17 protein-coding genes are annotated in these 19,024 nt (G+C 47.2%); 10 read left to right on the top strand and 7 right to left on the bottom strand.

Annotation, left to right across the window (positions count from 1 at the left end; genetic code table 11):
* On the bottom strand, nucleotides 1-765 hold the full coding sequence (locus JUB14_RS22005; RefSeq protein WP_207508982.1) for an SDR family oxidoreductase: 765 nt from the start codon (nucleotides 763-765) through the stop codon (nucleotides 1-3).
* A gap of 95 nt (nucleotides 766-860) precedes the next feature.
* Between JUB14_RS22005 and JUB14_RS22010 the strand changes: the two genes are divergently transcribed.
* The 3 genes from JUB14_RS22010 to JUB14_RS22020 all read left to right on the top strand — a co-directional run bounded on the left by JUB14_RS22010 (nucleotide 861) and on the right by JUB14_RS22020 (nucleotide 2,687).
* Nucleotides 861-1,763 (top strand): histone deacetylase family protein, encoded by a 903-nt coding sequence (locus JUB14_RS22010; protein WP_207508983.1) that lies wholly within the window; start codon nucleotides 861-863, stop codon nucleotides 1,761-1,763.
* Between the two features lie 61 nt (nucleotides 1,764-1,824).
* Nucleotides 1,825-2,193: a hypothetical protein gene (locus JUB14_RS22015; protein WP_207508984.1), complete on the top strand. Its 369-nt coding sequence runs from the start codon at nucleotides 1,825-1,827 to the stop codon at nucleotides 2,191-2,193.
* Nucleotides 2,194-2,246: 53 nt separating this feature from the next.
* Nucleotides 2,247-2,687: a PPC domain-containing DNA-binding protein gene (locus JUB14_RS22020; protein WP_310586184.1), complete on the top strand. Its 441-nt coding sequence runs from the start codon at nucleotides 2,247-2,249 to the stop codon at nucleotides 2,685-2,687.
* Between the two features lie 43 nt (nucleotides 2,688-2,730).
* On the opposite strand, the gene JUB14_RS22025 is transcribed toward JUB14_RS22020, so the two are convergent.
* Complete coding sequence (locus JUB14_RS22025; RefSeq protein ID WP_207508985.1) at nucleotides 2,731-3,285, bottom strand: DUF6580 family putative transport protein; 555 nt, start codon at nucleotides 3,283-3,285, stop codon at nucleotides 2,731-2,733.
* Nucleotides 3,286-3,587: 302 nt separating this feature from the next.
* Here JUB14_RS22025 and JUB14_RS22030 point away from each other — a divergent pair, with 302 nt between their 5' ends.
* From JUB14_RS22030 to JUB14_RS22040, 3 genes are all read left to right on the top strand, one after another.
* Nucleotides 3,588-4,145 carry a DinB family protein gene (locus JUB14_RS22030; protein ID WP_207508986.1) on the top strand — a complete coding sequence of 186 codons (558 nt, stop codon included), beginning with the start codon at nucleotides 3,588-3,590 and terminating at the stop codon, nucleotides 4,143-4,145.
* Nucleotides 4,146-4,466: 321 nt separating this feature from the next.
* Nucleotides 4,467-5,144, top strand: coding sequence for a response regulator (locus tag JUB14_RS22035; RefSeq protein ID WP_207508987.1), 678 nt, complete (start codon nucleotides 4,467-4,469; stop codon nucleotides 5,142-5,144).
* Nucleotides 5,141-6,508, top strand: coding sequence for a sensor histidine kinase (locus JUB14_RS22040; protein WP_207508988.1), 1,368 nt, complete (start codon nucleotides 5,141-5,143; stop codon nucleotides 6,506-6,508). Before JUB14_RS22035 ends, JUB14_RS22040 begins: the two co-directional genes overlap by 4 nt.
* A 351-nt stretch (nucleotides 6,509-6,859) precedes the next feature.
* Here JUB14_RS22040 and JUB14_RS22045 read toward each other — a convergent pair whose 3' ends face one another.
* From JUB14_RS22045 to JUB14_RS22065, 5 genes are all read right to left on the bottom strand, one after another.
* Nucleotides 6,860-7,945 (bottom strand): mechanosensitive ion channel family protein, encoded by a 1,086-nt coding sequence (locus JUB14_RS22045; protein WP_207508989.1) that lies wholly within the window; start codon nucleotides 7,943-7,945, stop codon nucleotides 6,860-6,862.
* A 20-nt stretch (nucleotides 7,946-7,965) separates the two neighbouring features.
* On the bottom strand, nucleotides 7,966-8,766 hold the full coding sequence (locus JUB14_RS22050) for an N-acetylmuramoyl-L-alanine amidase-like domain-containing protein (RefSeq protein WP_229368125.1): 801 nt from the start codon (nucleotides 8,764-8,766) through the stop codon (nucleotides 7,966-7,968).
* Between the two features lie 79 nt (nucleotides 8,767-8,845).
* A complete protein-coding gene (locus JUB14_RS22055) occupies nucleotides 8,846-11,086 on the bottom strand; it encodes a bifunctional alpha,alpha-trehalose-phosphate synthase (UDP-forming)/trehalose-phosphatase (RefSeq protein WP_207508991.1) in 2,241 nt (746 codons plus the stop codon).
* 492 nt (nucleotides 11,087-11,578) lie between these two features.
* Nucleotides 11,579-13,123, bottom strand: a complete 1,545-nt coding sequence (locus JUB14_RS22060) for an MFS transporter (RefSeq protein WP_207508992.1) — start codon at nucleotides 13,121-13,123, stop codon at nucleotides 11,579-11,581.
* A gap of 12 nt (nucleotides 13,124-13,135) precedes the next feature.
* A complete protein-coding gene (locus JUB14_RS22065; protein WP_229368127.1) occupies nucleotides 13,136-14,881 on the bottom strand; it encodes an alpha-amylase family protein in 1,746 nt (581 codons plus the stop codon).
* 194 nt (nucleotides 14,882-15,075) lie between these two features.
* Between JUB14_RS22065 and JUB14_RS22070 the strand changes: the two genes are divergently transcribed.
* The 4 genes from JUB14_RS22070 (at nucleotide 15,076) to JUB14_RS22085 (ending at nucleotide 18,809) form a co-directional block, all read left to right on the top strand.
* Nucleotides 15,076-17,007 (top strand): glycoside hydrolase family 13 protein, encoded by a 1,932-nt coding sequence (locus JUB14_RS22070; RefSeq protein WP_207508994.1) that lies wholly within the window; start codon nucleotides 15,076-15,078, stop codon nucleotides 17,005-17,007.
* 127 nt (nucleotides 17,008-17,134) lie between these two features.
* The gene (locus JUB14_RS22075) at nucleotides 17,135-17,716 is read left to right on the top strand and encodes a DinB family protein (RefSeq protein WP_207508995.1); all 582 of its coding nucleotides are present in this window, start codon (nucleotides 17,135-17,137) and stop codon (nucleotides 17,714-17,716) included.
* Between the two features lie 199 nt (nucleotides 17,717-17,915).
* Nucleotides 17,916-18,356 (top strand): Xre family toxin-antitoxin system antitoxin, encoded by a 441-nt coding sequence (locus JUB14_RS22080; RefSeq protein ID WP_207508996.1) that lies wholly within the window; start codon nucleotides 17,916-17,918, stop codon nucleotides 18,354-18,356.
* Between the two features lie 3 nt (nucleotides 18,357-18,359).
* Nucleotides 18,360-18,809: an RES family NAD+ phosphorylase gene (locus JUB14_RS22085; protein WP_207508997.1), complete on the top strand. Its 450-nt coding sequence runs from the start codon at nucleotides 18,360-18,362 to the stop codon at nucleotides 18,807-18,809.
* Nucleotides 18,810-19,024 lie beyond the last annotated feature (215 nt).

Below are 19,024 nucleotides of genomic sequence, written 5' to 3' on the forward strand. Positions count from 1 at the left end.
TCAGACGTAAATCATTTTACGGGTCATTCCGCCGTCTACCACGAAGTTCTGACCTGTAACGAAGTTGTTACGGTCATCCAACAGGAATATGATCATGTTAGCGATATCCTCCGGGCGACCAACACGTCCGGCCGGATGCTGATTATGATCCTCATCGGTCAGGCGTACCTGCTTGGCTTCGGAGCTCTTACGAATAGAGGATACTTCGATCCAGCCGGGACTAATAGCATTGACCCTCACCTCAGGCCCCAAACTAACTGCCAGTGCATGGGTCAGCGAAGAGATACCACCCTTGGTAGCCGAATAGGCTTCAGTATCCGCCTCGGACATAAAGGCTCGGGTTGAACTCATATTAATAATACTACCCGAGTGGCGCTGCAGGTAAGGTGACGCGTATTTAGAGCAAAGAAAGGTACCCGTCAGGTTAGTATCTATAACTGCCTTCCATTCGCTCAACTTCAACTTTTGGATAGGTTTGTTAGCCGAGATGGCTGCGTTATTGATCAGGTGACTGGGACTGCCTACCTCTGAGACTGTTTTGGCTATCCAGGCTTTTACATCTTTTTCGCTGGCTATGTTACCGTGGTAGAGGTGAATGCCATCCGGAAGAATACTTTTTCGCCATTCCTCAATGGCTTCCAGATCATACTCCAGAACAGAAACCCGGTACCCTTCGTGATGGAGACGCTCAGTGACCACGCGGCCTATACCCTGGGCCCCTCCGGTAATAAGTACTACCGGACTGTTCTCTTTGTCTTTTAACATTGGTTAAGTTTATCAGTTTTTGAAAAGTAGTGTGTATACATGACCTTTCGTACAGCAAAAAGGTTGTGCCAAGTCCTTAATTTACCCTCATTTCAATGCTTAAAGTAGCTTTTTGCCCTATTTACAGTCATTCCTTACCCGAAGGGCACCGCTTTCCCATGATAAAGTACGAGCTGATTCATGAGCAGCTTATTTACGAAGGAACCTGTACTCCTGATAACTTTTTTTGCCCCGGCGAACTGGATGAAAAGTGGATTACTGATATTCATGACCTAGCCTACTGGGAAGATCTTAAACACCTGCGGCTGGATCCTAAGATGGTTCGCCGTATTGGTTTTCCCCTGTCAGAACAGCTGGTAAGGCGTGAAATAATCATAGCGCAGGGGACGGTAGACTGCTGTAGGTATGCCTCTCAGTACGGAGTCGCTATGAATGTAGCCGGAGGTACCCACCATGCCTTTGCCAATAAGGGAGAGGGATTCTGTTTATTAAATGATGTGGCCATAGCGTCCAACTACTTGTTGAAACAGGGGCTGGCCCGACGAATTCTTATTATAGATCTGGATGTACACCAGGGCAACGGTACGGCGGCCATTTTCCGGCATGAGCCAAGGGTATTTACGTTTTCCATGCACGGGAAAGATAACTACCCGCTCCATAAAGAAGAATCGGACCTGGACATATCTCTACCTACCGGTATCGGCGATGAGGAGTACCTGTCCATTTTGAAACAGACTTTACCAGGGCTTATTGAACAGCACCAACCAGACTATGCCTTTTATATTTCCGGGGTAGATATCCTGGCTACGGATAAGCTGGGGCATCTCAAAGTCTCAGTGGATGGGTGCCGGCAGCGTGACGAGTTTGTTTTTAGTACTTGTAGAAAGTATAGTATTCCCGTTGTAGTATCCATGGGGGGAGGGTATTCTCCCCGTGTTTCCCATATTGTTGAAGGCCACTGTAATACCTTCCGGGCTGCCCAAAAAATGTATTTTTAATGCTCTGATGCTTGTATTTTAAGAATTTTGCTTAAATTTTGCATGGATAACCCCTCTATACATGCAACTTTCACTGGTCGATCATTTGCCAGAATTTGACAAAAGAGTATTTCTGGATGTATTTGCCAAAATGTACCTTGATCCACGCACCCATCGTCCCGTTTTAAAAACCATTGAGGGACAGCGCGTGCCGTGCGAACTGAAAGTAAGGTGTGATCGTAAAGCTATAACCTGTTTTCCCGAAGGTACCATCTATAAGCTTGATGCCCGATTAGTACATCACAAAGGACGCAAACCCTATTTTACAGCTATTCGTAATAAAAGTATCCAGCGAGCCCTCGAATTTTTTGAACATAATCTGCAGCTCCAGAAAGGGGGAGGAGTACCCCGAAAAAAGATAAAGCCCAAAGCTATTTTTGTTCCTCATTGACTATGCGATCTTCTTATTGGGTTTTCCTTCTGGTATTGCTAAACCCCTATTTTGTGAAAGCCTTTGCTCAGACACCAGTTGCTAGTAAGAACATGCAGGTATATTCGATACGTCTCGAGCCCGGTGATGACCTGAAAAAATCGCTGGACGCTTTCATCACTGCCAATCATATCGAAGCAGGCTTTATCATGACGGGTGTAGGTAGTCTTACCCATGTACACTTGCGCATGGCTAACCAGGAGCAGGGGGAGCGCTATACGGGACACTTCGAGATTGTTTCACTGGTAGGTACTTTGGCTGTGCATGGCTCACACCTTCATGCTTCTGTTTCGGACTCAACCGGGCGTACCATCGGCGGGCATCTGCTGGAGGGGAATCTTATTTATACTACGGCAGAGCTGGTACTAGGAGTGCTGCCGGATGTGAAGTACCTGCGTGAGCCCTGTCCCAAGAGTGGGTACAATGAATTGAAAGTTTACAAAAAAGAAGAGTGACCCATCCAGGTCACTCTTCTTTTTTGACCGAATATGTTTTTTATCAGGCTTCAACTGTATCCAGTACCGGAGCTTTGGATTTCAGCCACTCAAAGCCACCTACCATAAGAGTTGTAAAGAAAAGATCACCCATCACTGTATTAAGAAACAGGTTGCCAAAAAGATCCTGCTGATAAAACTGCAGACCTGCCACATAGCAGGCTATCAGTCCCATAGCATCTTTAGGGTAGAGGCTGCCGGGATGCATCCAAACGGCAAAGTTTGTGATCAGGAAGAAAAGTACGGACGAAAGGGTAGAGGCTGCCAGAATTCTACCGACTGTTATTTTGCGAAGCATCAACATACCTAAGCCTACGATAAGGATAAATGCTCCGTATACTGCCCACATCGAGCTATGGAAGCCCAGTATGAAGTCGCTTAATAGCATAGCCAGGAGAGGTACTACGAAAGCCCATGCTTTGCGGGTAAAGTAAGCGCCTCCAAACAAAGCCATTGCTCCAATAGGAGTAAAGTTAAATGGGTGGGGTAGTAGTCGGCTAAGTGCAGCAGCCAGTACAATGACCGCCAGTGTTACAAAACGTATATTTGTTAACTTCATGATCAGTTATATCTATTTAGTGGTGTAAATATACGATACAGCGGGCAAGGCTGCAAAACCACCGGCCTAACCTGCACAAAAACTACATAAAAAATCCTCAATAAACTTCGCTTGCAGCGTCTCGTATACTCCCGTTTTGAAAAACTTTGTAACAGGTTGGTGTGATAAGGGGTTCATACTAAAATCATGAAATAAGTGTCCTGTCTTTGAATGGAATAAGGAGAAGGTAGGTGTATATACTTTTATTAAGTGTACGCTATACGTATATTTGACAAATTTATTACCGAGTGACTTTTACAGCTATGGATACAAAAGAAGAAATTCTACGCATTATAGATCTGCTGAATGATACCTACGAAAGCGAGCAGGCCTGGCACGGCCCGTCGGTTGTGGAGGTACTACGAGGAGTATCGCCCCGGATGGCGGAGGCAAAACTAACCCACAATACCCATTCGATCGCCGAGATCGTTTTTCATATGACGACCTGGCGAATCTTTGTGGTGCGTAAGCTGCAGGGGGATGCGGCCTTTGATATCAAAACCAAAGAAAAGAACTGGAAGACGTTTCCGATCGTGGATGAGATCGAGTGGGAAACCCTTCAGATGGAACTAAGCCTTTCGCAGGAAGAATTAGTCAGTGAAATTGAGAAAAAGCAGAATGATTCGTTTCTGGAAGACATTGTTCCCGGCCGTGATTATACCTACTATACTATGATTCATGGCCTTATCCAGCACGACCTCTATCATGCGGGTCAGATATCGTTGCTTAAGAAGGCGCTTACCCTAAGTGTACCCGCCGATGATGACTTTGGTAATTTTAGCGGAGATAGTAATTTTGATGATGATTTTGACGTTTTTTAATCAAAATTTAACTACATGTTGTATTATTGTAAATAAATTTTTTTCAACTTTGTATTCAAGATAAGTGCAGCCGTCCTAGGCTGTTCTTTTAATGGTGTGGATATATGTCGGAAAGCCACTCGAAGTATCGGGTGGCTTTTTTGTATACTATACAATCAGCTAAAGTATAACCACTTACTGCTATTTGCAGTGGTTGAGCGTATAGTCAAATGTACCTGTGTACCTTCCGAGTACCTGGTACTGCTGCATTGCAGATCACTATACCTGTACATCCGGGTACCCTTATCTAAACTTTGGCCGATACCTTTCCTGTAAGCACTTATGAGAGTACTTGTAATTGAAGATGAGCCTAAGCTGGCCAGTTTTATTCAGAGAGGTCTGGAAGAGCAAACCTGGGAGGTAGAGATAGCTTATGATGGGCGAATGGGAAAGTCACTGGCTTCATCCCACACCTACGATGTGATCGTAATGGATGTGAACCTGCCCATTATCAATGGATTTGATCTGGCCGTGCAACTCCGTCAGAGCGGTATCGCTACCCCCATTCTGATGCTTACGGCTCTGGGGACGGTTGAGGATAAGCTACAGGGTTTTGACTCCGGAGCAGATGATTACCTGGTAAAGCCATTTGAATTCAGAGAATTTATAGCCCGCATAAAAGTACTTTCTAAGCGTTCGGCAGGACCAGACGGACAGTCACACATCTTGAAAATAGCTGATCTGGAGCTTAATCTGGACGAACGAATAGCCCGACGTGGCGGCAGACAAATAGACCTCACCGCTAAGGAGTTTGCCTTGCTTGAGTATCTGATGCGAAACCGGAACAGGGTAGTATCACGCGTAGATATAGCCGAAAAAGTGTGGGATATCCATTTTGATACGGGTACCAATGTCATTGATGTCTACATCAATTTTCTCCGCAAAAAAGTTGATAAAGATTTTCCTACCAAGCTCATTCATACCGTCGTAGGTATGGGGTATATTTTCAAGGCAGAATGAATATCAAGGCTCGTCTGACTCTACTGTTTACCCTGCTGGTAGCCTCGATCATGATCATTACCCGTATCGGTATTTATATCCAGTATGATCAGTACCGTGAAGAGCAGTTCTACTCCTATCTCAAAGACCGGGCGACTACCATTGTCCAGTTGATTGAAGGCATCGAAGGTATTTCAGATTCAGATATTAAACGTATCGAAGAAAAGGTCAGTACGGTGTTGATGGGCGAGGAGATCACCGTATATGATAGCAATGATTCGGTAATTTATGATAGCGGTAAAGTACCTTTTCCGGTAACAGAGCAAGTACTTGCCCAAGTTCGTGGAGGGAGCGAGATCCATCTTCGGGAAGATAGTAAGGAGGTAGTTATGATCCGGCATATTCACGAACCAGGTCAGAAGCCCTGGGTGGTAGTCGCGTATGCCAGTGATATCATTGGGCTCAATAAGCTCAACCGACTGAGGGATATCCTGGCGTATGGCTGGCTGATCAGCCTGGTGGTAGTAGGAGGAGCGGGCTGGCTATTTGCGAAGGATGCGCTTAAACCTGTTTCTGAAATTATAAAGCAGGTGAATAATATTTCGGCGGGAAACCTGTACGACAGGCTGCGGGTAGGACGCGAAAAAGATGAACTCAATCAATTGGCCGCGACATTTAATCTCATGCTCAATCGCATTGAGCTGGCCTTCACTTCTCAAAAAAGCTTTGTCTCTCACGCTTCCCATGAACTCCGTACTCCTTTGTCCGTAATTATGGGTGAAGTGGAGGTGACCCTGATGAAGAAGCGTACGGGAGAGGCGTACGAAGAGACCCTTAAACGAGTACTTGAGGAGGTCAGGAATCTGAATAGCGTAGTGAATGGGCTATTAGAGATGGCGCGTACTGAGTCAAACGTTTCGACTTCGTTCCGAAAAATCCGGGTGGATGAGGTGCTGTGGCAGGCTCAGACGCAGGTAATGCAGAAGAATGCAGAATACAAGGTAGAGATTCAGTATGATGAAATACCGGAGAACGAAGAAGATCTGCAGCTTGAAGGCGACGAAACCCTGTTACGTACGGCCTTTACCAATCTGATGGAGAATGCCTGTAAGTATTCCGAAAACAGAAAAGTAGAGGTACTGCTGGAAGTAAAGGAGAAGACTATACGGGTACATTTTAAGGACCAGGGGGTAGGGATCAGTGAAGAGCATCTGCCCCAGCTCTTCGACACATTTTATCGGGTTTCTTCTGTCCAAAATACCCATGGCTTCGGGATAGGACTGGCCTTGGTCAAACGCATTGTGGATATGCACCAGGGGCAGATCCACGTTAATTCAAGCCTCGGAGTAGGTAGTACTTTCATCGTTTCCCTCCCCCAATTTTAATCAGATTTTAATGTGAGCTTAATGTGAGCTTAACTATACAGGAGGTAATTTGTAGTATCAAGTTGATCACTTGATAGTTGTCTACATGATGTATCGGATAGTGAAGCGACTTGAAAGGCGTGAAGTACTTCAGGATCAGAAGTAGTTTGATGTACCCTGGTCTAAGAGTAATTATATAGATAATACTCTCCAAATAGGCACGGCATACTAGCCGTAATGGCTTGATTCCTGGTAAATGAGGATTAGCAGCGCGTTTGGAAGTGATTGGTAGCGTTTTCCATCGGGTAAATAAGATTTAGTTGAGTTGTGTTAATAATTAGAAAGCGCTCCCTTGGTTGAGGGAGCGCTTTTTTAGTTTTTAACAATCTCATCATTAACTACCCCTGTTACACGAAAACCAGGTAGTGATTCCGGATATTCAGTACGAATGTATTCGATCAGTTTCTCCCGGACCTGGCAGCGGAGGTTAAATGTATCTCCGGCATTGCGTGCAGACATGATACACCGCACAACTATAAACTGGGCCTGGGTATCTATGACCTGCAGGTTGCAGACTTCACCATCCCACAGCGTATTACTGTTTACTAATTCAAATAACTTACCTCTGAGCTTATCAACCGGCGTGTGGTAGTCCAGGTACAGGAGCACATTACCGATGATGCTGGCCTGGTTGCGGGTCCAGTTCTGAAAGGGTGTTTCGATGAAGTAGGTAATAGGCAATACCAGTCTTCGCAGGTCCCACAGCTTCACTACGACATACGTCAGATTGATCTCTTCAATATGCCCCCATTCATTTTCGACAAGTACAGCATCGTCGATCTTGATGGGCTGAGTAAAGGCAATCTGGATACCAGCCAGGAGGTTGGCCAGGGTCTTCTGCGCCGCAAAGCCCAGAATAACACTGGCAATACCGGCCGAAGTAAGTATACCCACACCATACTGCCGAACCCGATCAAAACTTAGCAGTAGTATGGATACACCAATAACAACAACGAAAATATTGACTAACCGCCTTATAAACTGAACCTTGGTGTAGAGCCGTCGGGCGTTGTAGTTGTTTGGTTGATTTAGATCCAGGTTGAGTAGTAGTACCTTTTCAAATATACCTACTATCCGCACTATAAGCCAGGTACTTACTGCTATTAGCAGGATTTTGAATATTGGAAAAAACCAGAAGTCCTTTGGAAAATAAAACCGATAGTAGTACGATACCAACGTCAGAAATAGTACCGGGAAAAAGAAGTAGAGTACAAGGGTTGTATTGGACGACACTATACCCAGAACACTTCCACCTTTTCGGTTTCTACGTCTGTGGGCAAGATACTTTATTAGCGTTAGCACAACCCATGCTACAACCAGTCCTGCCGCGGCTGTACTCAAATAAATGAGCCAGGGAGGCCGGTTAAAAATATATTCTTTGATAATAGCTAAACTCATACAATAGAAAAGCAGAAGAATTATTCGGCCATGCGGGCTACGATAATACCCGTATGCTTCTTGATGGAAGCTACGTACTCAGCCAGGGGCTGAGTGCTCAATACTACTTTCTGAGCCGTGGTGGAAGCATGTAAGAGATAAGCTCTGGTTCCGATCTTGGTAACAATACCCTGGTGGTTACAGTCCAGACCATCAATGGATGACGTAATGCCTACAATGTCGCCATCGCGCAGAAGCGGTTCAACTTTACGGATAGAATACTGGGGGATGTAGTGGTACTTCCGGGAGTTGACTTCCTTTTCTATCTCCTTTACTTTTTCCCACTGATCTTCGGATTCCAGAGTAGGATACAGGTTCGGATGGTTAGACATAAAGTGAATATCCTTGGAATAAGGAACTCCCCCCAGCTGTGCTGTAACATCCGTCAACAGGCCCCGCTCCTGATTTTCGTGAAGCCAGTCCACAAAGTAATGCAGCCGTGAGGTATAGCCATTGATCACACCATCACGATACCGGAGTTGGGTCAACTCCTGCTGAAAGCCGGGGTAATCCAGCCCTTTTTGTCTGGCAACGGCCAGTGCTATGGCATTCTCGACCAGGGTGGTGCAATCAAGCCCGTCAAAGCGGCATACCAGTACTTCCTTAGGATTACCCTCCAGTGTGTAGGCTACATAAGGAGTACCCAGGAAGGACCGGGCCATTCTTTGTACCAGACTGGCCATAGTCCCCCCTGCGGGCTGTTCCATGCGTTTTCGGAATACCTTCTGTATATCTTCCTGGGCGGAGGCATAGCCTATACCTATCAGGATCACTATGAACATACTAATTGGGCGAACCATAGTGATTATGTGATTTGCGAATGAAGATCAAATAAAATCATAACGTACCAAAAACGCTGGTCTACCTGGCTATAGTCTGACCATCCCGGATGGATTTTAGCAAATCTATAACCTCCATCTGGTTCCGTATATGTTTACGGGCTACCGATAGGGCATCACCTACTTTTATAGTATAGGCTGTTTCGGGCAAAGCTTCAAACATATCCTCGTCCGTCGTATCATCTCCCATAGCCATAATAAAGTCATAGTCCCCTTTATCCAGGAACATGCGGGCTGCCGTTCCTTTATTGAAGGCCGTCTTTTTTACTTCAATAACCATATTACCCTCGATGATCTGCAGGTGCATTTCTGGTTGAATAAAGCTCTTCAGCTGCCAGGTTAGCTCTTGCGCCCTTCTTTGTGCATAGAGTTGATCATCAGCCGTCCGAAAATGCCAGGCCAGTGATGTCTCCTTTTCTTCAACAAAGGCACCGGGGCAACGCTGTACGTATAGATCCAGGATGGAACGGATATTTTCCTTCCAGCCATCTTCGTAGCTTTCGTTGAGGTGCCACTGTCCGCTTTCGCGGGTCTTGACCAGGGCACCGTGTTCTGCAACCACGTGTACGGGTAGATTACCCAGGACATTTTCGAGGAATGCCTTATCCCGGCCACTAATGACAACTACGGTATTAGACTTAGCCAATTCATTCACCAGCTCCTTCATTTCATCACTGATAACAGCATCGGAGGGCTCCCGCATGATTGAAACCAGCGTGCCGTCGTAATCAAAGAAGAATATCCGGTTAGAAGCTCCATTAAAGCTGTTACTAATCTCTTTCATATCCTGCTGCGTGATGAAGTTCTGACGCAGTTTGTTTTGTTCTTGTTCCATCATAGTCATTTGGGTGAAAAAATCATTGGTCCATGTAAATACATCATACGCACTTAGCCGGTTTTGCATAGCTTTGATGCGCTTTGCCTGTTCTTCAACCGGCATTTCCAGCGCATTTCGGATGGCGGTGGCAATCTCCAGATTATCCGTTGGATTGATGATACAGGCTTCTCCCAGTTCGGCGGCTGCACCTGCCATTTCGCTCAGGATAAGTACTCCGCGTAGGTCCTTTCGGCTGGCGACGTACTCCTTACACACCAGGTTCATCCCGTCCCTTACGGGAGTAATGAGTGCCACATCGCTGACGGTGTACATACCCACTAATTCTTCAAAGGGCATGGATCGGTACTGATATATGATCGGCTGCCAGTCAATACGACCATACATGGCATTGATGCGACCAACCGTCTGATCTATTTCGGATTTCATTTGCTGGTACTGCTCTATGGTATCCCGGGAGGGTACCACTACCATCACAAAAGATACCTTGGCGTGCCAGTCAGGACATGTTTCCAGGAAGCGCTCGTACCCATGTAGCCGGTGCAGCAGCCCCTTGGAGTAGTCGAGCCGGTCTACCGAAAATATAATCTTTTCCTTTAAGGAATTCCGTGCATCAGCCCGTATTTGGGTAACTTCCGGATCATCAAAGGCTTCGTGAAACTTAGCATAGTCGATACTGATGGGGAAGGAGTCAATCTTTACGATCCGGTTGTTTAGGTGCACGTAATGCATCTTGTTGCCATAGCCCAGTATCATCCGTACGGCCTTCAGGAAGCTCTCAACGTAATCGTTGGTATGGAATCCGACCACATCCGCCCCCAGCAGTCCGTCTACCAGTGCCTCACGCCACCGACGTGGAAGTAGTCTGAATATCTCAAAGGACGGAAAAGGGATGTGGAAGAAGTAGCCGATCTTATTGTTAGGAAACCGCTGACGAATCAGGTCAGGGAGTAGCATGAGCTGATAATCATGGATCCAGATAGTATCGTCGGGTTGGATGGTATCACACAGCTTCTCGAAAAAGAGCATGTTGGCTTCCTTGTAAGCCTCCCAGTATCGGTCTTCGAATTTGGCAAGTGACGGGAAATAGTGGCACAGTGGCCATAGCAGGTCGTTACAGAATCCTTCGTAGTAATCGTTGTTGAGGTCATCGGGAATGAACACCGGATGCGCCTTGAAGTTTTCGTTTTCCAGTTCCTGGCCTTCCAGTTCTTCACGGGTATTGTCTGTATAACCCACCCACTGTATTTTACTATGAAACTGAATATTGGTACTTTCTCTTCCCTGAGCCAAGGACAGTACTGCCGAAACCAGACCACCTGAGTTCTGGAATAGATTGATCGTGTCGCCTTCCTTTTTAATCTTAAATGGTAATCGATAGGCGACTAAAATTAGCCTCCCTTTTGGGGTCGTTGTAGACTTTTCCATAAGTAAGATGCGTCCCGTAATAGTAATCTGAAATTTATACAATTAAGATTCCAGATTGTTTTAGCGAAGTGGAGAAGGGGACGTGAAGCAGAATAATGTTTGGTTAATGATGCCCTAATATAGGAAAGCAGGACCTTAAAACCTAAGACAATGCCAAATCGGCATTATAAAATTGGTATATAACTCAGTCTTTATAGGCTTATTCTCAGCTGAATACTCTGCTCCAGGTACTTATACATCAGAAAGAGCAAAATGTTACTCCAACAACACGAGAGACGATTCTTATAGGTAATTAATTAGCAAAGAAAACTCGCCTGTCAGGTAATTTAATAAGTTCTGTTACTGGTGGGCAATTGATTCTACGAACTGAGGTTTGCACGGAAGGGACACATCCCGGCCCCCAAAACAAAAGAGCTGGTAGTCTCCTGCACGGAAACTACCAGCTCAAAATATAGTACTTCAGAAGTATTGACCCCGCTACCTGATGAGCTTCTAATCGCGATCGTTCACACGCAGGCTAAGCAACCCAGCCAGTATCATAGATACACCTCCCAGCACAAGCGCATAAATGGGCTCTCCTCCGAATAGTACTTTGACCAGAAAACCCAGTAGTGCTGCCGCTACAATTTGAGGTATTACGATGAAAAAGTTAAATACACCCATATAGTAGCCCATTTTACTGGCAGGTAGTGAACCGGCCAGCATAGCATAAGGTACCGAGAGAATGGAGGCCCAGGCTATACCAATGCCTACCATCGAAACCATCAGGTAGGTAGGATCCGATAGGAAATAAATCGAAAGCAAGCTTGCCCCACCGGCTACCAGACAAACCAGGTGCGCGACGCGACGGCTTGTCTGTCGGGCCAGGACCGGTATACCAAAGGCCACCAGAGCGGCAACTCCGTTGTATATTCCCATACAAAGACCTACCCAATCTGCCCCGTCGTTATAGAGTTTGGAGGTGGTGTCGGTGGTACCGTATACCCAGCTTGTTACGGCCGGTGTCATATATATCCACATGGCAAATAAGGCAAACCACGAGAAGAACTGCACAACTGCCAGCTGCTTCATAGTCGTAGGCATATTCTCAAAGTCATTCATAATGGTTACGAAGCCATTTTCGTAGCGGCTGATCTTCTGCAGGTAGCCCGAGGCGATAAAAAGCAATCCAACGATAGCGGTACCTAATGAAAACACGTACAGCTCCTTGTTGAGATTCTGCGTAGATAGCCATACCGTCAGCGCCAGTCCTATTAGGGTAATGATGCTCCCTTTCCGGATTTGCTTCTTACCCGTAGCCGTATAATGAGCCGCAGAGATGGCAGGTGAAGTACCTGCATGAGCCTCCTCCGCATTTTCCTCGAAACTGTTCAGTTCTTCGGGAGGATACTCTTTTGACTTTACAACCGTCCAAAGCACTGCCGCCAGGAACACCGCACCTCCCAGGTAGAATGACCACTTTACGGAGTTAGGAATAACTCCCTCACCGGCTTGGTTAGGTACATCAAACCAGTTGGTCATGATGTAGGGCAGGGAGGAAGCTACGATCGCTCCGGTACCGATAAAGAAGCTCTGCATGGCAAAGCCAGTGGTACGTTGTTCGGAGGGGAGATTGTCTCCTACAAATGCCCGAAAAGGTTCCATCGTAATATTGATGGAGGCATCCATGATCCAGAGCATACCCGCGGCAAACCAGAGGGTAGGTGAGTTGGGCATGACAAACAAGGCCAGTGATGCCAATACAGCTCCGGCCAGGAAGTAGGGGCGACGACGACCCAGGCGGGTCCAGGTGCGGTCGCTGAAGTACCCGACGATGGGCTGGATGATCAGGCCCGTGAGTGGAGCGGCTACCCAAAGAATGGGTATATCATCCACATTAGCTCCCAGAGTTTCAAAAATCCGGCTGACGTTGGCATTTTGTAACGCAAAGCCAAACTGGATTCCCAGGAAGCCAAAGCTCATGTTCCAGATGTCAAGGAAGCCGAGTCGGGGCTTCTGCCGGTGTGACACCTGGGGGGAAGATGCTGAAACTGCCATATATAGAGTGGATTATTTTTTAGAAATCTCAAATATGCGGACTGACATGGGAGGCAGGCTTACAGGTACTCCCTCAGAGCCCATAGCACTACCTGTTACAACCTTTACATTATCGTTGGCCGGGAATACCTGCCTGAGCTGATACGAAGCAGCCAGGTCCAGCCCCAGCGAATCTTTGACTACCCCTTCCGGAATATGTACCGAAGTATTTATTATCCGGCTTTTGTCAAAGTTATACACACACAATAGCTTCTGCTCGTCTGTATAGCGCAGGTAGCTGTACACACGCGTCTTGTCGTAGTCCGAGCTTTGTCCATCTACATTGGCATATTGAAGGTCAAAGAAGTTGCCCCGGTAGATGGCTTCATTATTAAGTACGAAGTGGTTGAGGCGCTGGTAGAAGTCTCTCAACTCTTTCTGCTGAGGAGAAAGCTTACCCCCGTCAAATTTGCCTCCATTGACCCACTGCTGAAACTCCGGTACACCCCAGTAGTCAAAAATGGTAGTGCGACCGTCTTCTCCCTGAAACCCTTCCGCCTGTGTAGGATTCACACCTACCTCCTGACCAAAGTAGATCATCAGGGGACCCGTATGCAGGGTAGCGCTCAGAGTCATGGCCGGAATAGCTGCAAGCGGGTCACCGGCAAAGTACTTGGAAGCAATCCGCTGCTCGTCGTGGTTTTCCAGGAAGCGGAGCATGTGCTGGGCTATATCACCCGATTCTTTCTGCCATACCCGTGTGATGTCTTCTACGGTACCTTTGCCTTCCATGAGCCGGCGTACAGCATCATACAGGCCTACCTTGTCGTACAGATACGTAAACTGCCCGTTGCGGATGTAGTTGTGGTACTCAGCCGGGTTATATATTTCAGCGATAAAGATAATCTTCGGGTTTACCTTTTTGATCTCGGGGATCACCCACGCCCAGAACTCCACCGGTACCATTTCGGCCATGTCGCAGCGGAAGCCATCTACGCCCTTACGGGTCCAGAAGGTGAGTATATCGCGCATCTTCAGCCAGGTCGAGGGTATTGGGTCAAAGTGCTTGCTCCGGCCATTCAGGTAGTCGACGCCGTAGTTGAGCTTGATGGTTTCGAACCAGTCGTTGATCGTAGGCTGGGCCTGGAACACGTCATTACCCGTAGCCTTGGCGGGGCTTTCCTGGTAGGGAGCCGAAAACTCGACAGGGGCCTTTACCCCCTCAGGTACCCGGAAGTCCTGACCTGATATGTAGTAGAAGTTGTTAGTAGGAGCAAACGGTACGGTAGTATTATCCTCTTCTCCGAAATCCTTCACCCCGGCGGGCTTGGCATCCGAGTGGTACTGCCGGGCTACATGGTTGGGAACGAAGTCAATAAGTACCTTCAGGCCATTGGAGTGGGTGCGCTCGACCAGGGCTTCAAATTCCTTCATCCGCTCCTTCACATTCACTGCCAGGTCCGGATTAACATCGTAATAATCTTTAACGGCGTAAGGTGATCCGGCTATCCCTTTGACTATCAGAGGATGGTCTTGCTGGATGCCATAATCTGTATAATCTGTCATGGTGGCGTGCTCGATAACGCCGGTGTACCAAACGTGGGTGACTCCGAAGGTTTTAAGCTCATTTAACACAGCATTGGTTATATCATTGAACTTCCCTACGCCGTTTTCATCGCGGGTTCCATTGAATTTGTTCGTGGTGTTCAGGTTGCCAAACAGGCGGGTAAAGATCTGGTAGATTACTAATTTGTCGTGATCCTGTACTTGTGTAGCCATAAGTTGGTTAGACTGGTTATCATTACTGGTACTACAGGCTCCGAGCAGGAGCCATGGTGAGAAAAGCACCAATATCGACAGCTTTTTTAACATTTTAGAAATAGGTTAAGAAATCAAATGTAAACAGGATTAATTTGCGATAAAATAGACTATATGCTTTATTTTGATACTCAATTTAGCTATCACTTAACAATATGAAAATGACCTCACGGGTGTTGTTCAGGAATATTCTCTCCCTTTTATTACTTTTTGTACTACTAAACTGTTCAGTCTCTGCCCAGAACCTGCAGGTACGGCGTGTCGAACCTACCAACTGGTGGGTGGGAATGAAGGAGCCGAGGCTCCAGTTGCTGCTGTACGGAAAAGATCTGGCAGGTAGTACTATTGAAGTAAATTATCCGGGAGTACGGCTGGAAAAAGTCGATACTGTCGAAAATCCCAACTACCTGTTTGTTGATCTGACGGTAGGTCCCGATGCCCGCCCCGGTACCTTTAGTCTGGTACTGACTAAGAATGTACAGGTCCGAAAAGGTCGTCGTACCAGCACACAAAAGACCAGTACCGCTGTCCCCTATGAGCTAAGGGCTCGTACCAGCGACCTGAAAGCGCAGGGGGTAGATCAGTCGGATTTTATTTACCTGGTCCTGCCGGATCGGTTTTCTAATGGCGATCCTTCTAATGACCGCTTCGCGGACATGGCCGATACCAAAGCCGACCGGAGCAACCCATTCCTGCGCCACGGAGGGGATCTTCAGGGGATCATCAACCACATGGATTACTTTAAGGAAATGGGTGTAACTGCCTTATGGTTAAACCCTATCATCGAAAATGATCAGCCTCTGACTGACGAAGGCGGAGCCATGCGGAGCGCCTATCACGGCTACGGATTTACGGATCACTACCAGGTGGATAAGCGCCTGGGCGGGAACGCAGCCTACAAAAAACTGGTGGAAGTAGCCCACGCCAACGGGATCAAGGTAGTGCAGGATGCCGTCTACAACCACGTAGGTGTCAACCACTGGTTCATTAAAGATCTGCCCATGAAGGACTGGCTGCACCAGTGGCCTGCCTACACCAACACCTCCTACAAGGATCAGCCGCTGGTAGACCCCTATGCTTCGGACATAGACCGTAAGGTAACCGCCGAGGGCTGGTTTGTCCCTTTCCTGCCCGATCTCAATCAGTCTAACCCTTATGTAGGTAACTACCTGCTCCAGCACGCCATTTGGACGGTCGAGAACTTTGGCATTGATGCCTGGCGAATTGATACCTACATGTACAATGACCTTGAGTTCATGAACCGCTGCAACACGGCCCTACTGGAAGAGTATCCCCGGTTGCACATATTCGGAGAAAACTGGGTGAACAGCGTACTGAATCAGGCCTACTTCCAGCGCAACAACCTGCAGCTCTCTTTCAAGAGCAATCTGCCCGGCTCGGTTGACTTCCAGCTCCAGTTCGCCATGATGGACGCGCTGAACCAGAAGCCCGGCTGGAACGAAGGCGTACAGCGCCTGTACCAGACGCTCGGTCAGGACTATGTGTACGAAGATCCGACCAAACTGGTCACCTTCCTGGACAACCACGATATGGACCGGTTCCTGTCGGTAGTGGGAGAGGATATCCAGAAGTACCGTATGGGCATTACCTGGTTGCTGACTACCCGGGGCATCCCTCAACTCTACTACGGCACCGAGATCCTGATGAAGAACTTCAAAAACCCTTCCGACGCCGAAGTACGCAGAGACTTTCCGGGAGGTTTCCCCGGCGATCAGGAGAATAAGTTTGTAGCTGCCGGTCGTACCCAGGCCGAAAACGATGCCTTTAACTATGTGAAGAAGCTGGCTACCTACCGCAAAAATACGCCTGCACTGCACTCGGGTAAGCTGATGCAGTACCTGCCCGAAAATAATGTGTACACGTACTTCCGGTACGATGATAACAAGACCATCATGATCATCTCCAATACCGGTGATACCGCGTACAGTCTTCCGACTAATCGCTATTCAGAAAGGATCAAGAGCGCGACCAAAGGCCGCAATGTGATCACGGACGAGACCATCTCGGTGGTAGGCAGCATTCAGCTGGCTCCTAAGTCTACCTATGTACTGGAGCTAATGCCCTGATACGGATTACTATAGTAAGCAAAAGGGTGAGCGGCTCACCCTTTTGCTTTTTTATAAAGCTTTATCTGCCTGACCGGACACTCCCACTATACCTGACCCTATTTAACCTATTCCTATTTACTACTTCATGAAAACCGAATATATAATTGCTGACTTAGTCGAAGAACTTTCTCAAAAGCATCGGACCATCCTGGCTACCTTAGATAATCAATTGGCTCCGCTGTCAGATAGCCAGAAAACCTGGAAGCCTGCGCCTGGTAGCTGGAGCATTACGGAGTGCCTGGCCCACCTCAACCTGACCCATACGTACTACATCCGGCAGATTCAGAAAAAAGTAGACGATGTACCGCGCACCGTACCGGCTGCGCCCGAGAAGCGCTTTACGATGAGTCAGAACGGGAAGCTTATGCTCAAAGCACTCGATCCGGCCTCTACCTGGAAACTACCGGCACCAGCCATGGCTCGTCCTCGGGCCAATCCTGATCCGGAGTCGGTATTTGATCGTTTTGTTGAATTGGAAAACCTCTATCTGGAGCTGCTCCCACAAACGCCCCGGCTGGACCTGGAAGGGTCAAAAGTAATCTCTCCTTTTTTCAACTGGCTTAAGTTCCGGGCTGGTGATGTACTTATTTTTGTAACAGCGCATACTCAGCGGCACATCAATCAGGCCCTGCGGGTAATTCAGCGTCCGGACTTCCCTATGGCTTAATTGAGCCAATTATCCAGTTTTCTAACACCGACAAGTTAGTTAACGGCTATTAAAGCCCAAGTTAATCGCTTTTTTAAGCCTCCCTCTACCTCGTCAGACAGCTTACTACCTGGTAGACAACAGGTATGATATTTTGAGTTTAAAATTTTTTAAATATATTTACGTTCAATTGACAGTTCTCGAATAATCATTTGATAGTATGCAGGTATCGGTAAGTCAGGTCGTAGCTATACTGGGAGGAAAGAAATTCCTGCAGGTAGGGGTGGATAATACCCTCGATTTTATACGTGCCGCTGAGAAAGGGTTCTCTATCTCGGTAGCGCAGCGTGTACAGCAGCGCCTCGATCTTTCTAACAAACAGTTTAGCCGCTTGCTGAATCTGTCCGAAAGTACCTTTCAGCGCCGGATTAAAAATAAAACCGCTCTTTCATCCGAAGAGAGCGAAAAGGTCATTGAGCTTTCAACGATCATAGCCAAGGGACTGGAAGTGTTTGAAGATGAGGAAGCCCTCAAATTCTGGCTCAATACGCCGATCCTGGCCCTCGGCAACCGCAAGCCCGTAGAGATACTCAATTCGTCCCTTGGTCGCGAAGAGGTCATGGACATCCTGTTCCGGATTGAGCACGGTCTCTACTCCTAATCTATGCTGCTTTACCGCATTACCAGGGATACCTATGCGTATGATCTTATGGCTACCGGCTGCCTCTACGGCAATGGCCGCTGGCATCGCCGGGGTACGCGGGTACTCTATACCTCCGAGCACGTGTCACTAGCCAAGCTGGAGGTTCTTGCCAATTCTGTTATTCTGCCTAAAAATCAGGTACTGGTTACCATTGAAGTACCGGATGGGGCCACTATACAACTCCTGACCCCTGACGAACTGCCGCAGGACTGGTGGAACTTTCCGTATCCCGATGCTTTGGCTGACTACACTGAGGAATGGATTCGCGACGGTGATAGCTGGATTCTTAAAGTACCTTCCGCTCAATCCATCAACGAATACAATTATCTGCTCAATCCGTTGCACCCACAACACAACCTGGCCAGGGTAGTAGGAGTAGCGCCTGTACAGTTTGACAAACGCCTTAAGTAGGAGGCAGGCTTATATTTGCAGGTAGCGACCTATAATAGTATATAAATATTGAATATTGAATAAAAAATTGGACATAAGTACTAAAAAAGCCTCCTGATATGCCTGCAAGTTGATATTTATATGATTTTATAGTAGGTTAGAGTGTCGGAAGTTGATTACAACATGGGGAGGGAAAACATTAACTTAAGGAATGTTTTGGTTGCTGGACTTTTACT

Source organism: Telluribacter humicola (assembly GCF_017355935.1).
Lineage (GTDB): Bacteria > Bacteroidota > Bacteroidia > Cytophagales > Spirosomataceae > Telluribacter > Telluribacter humicola.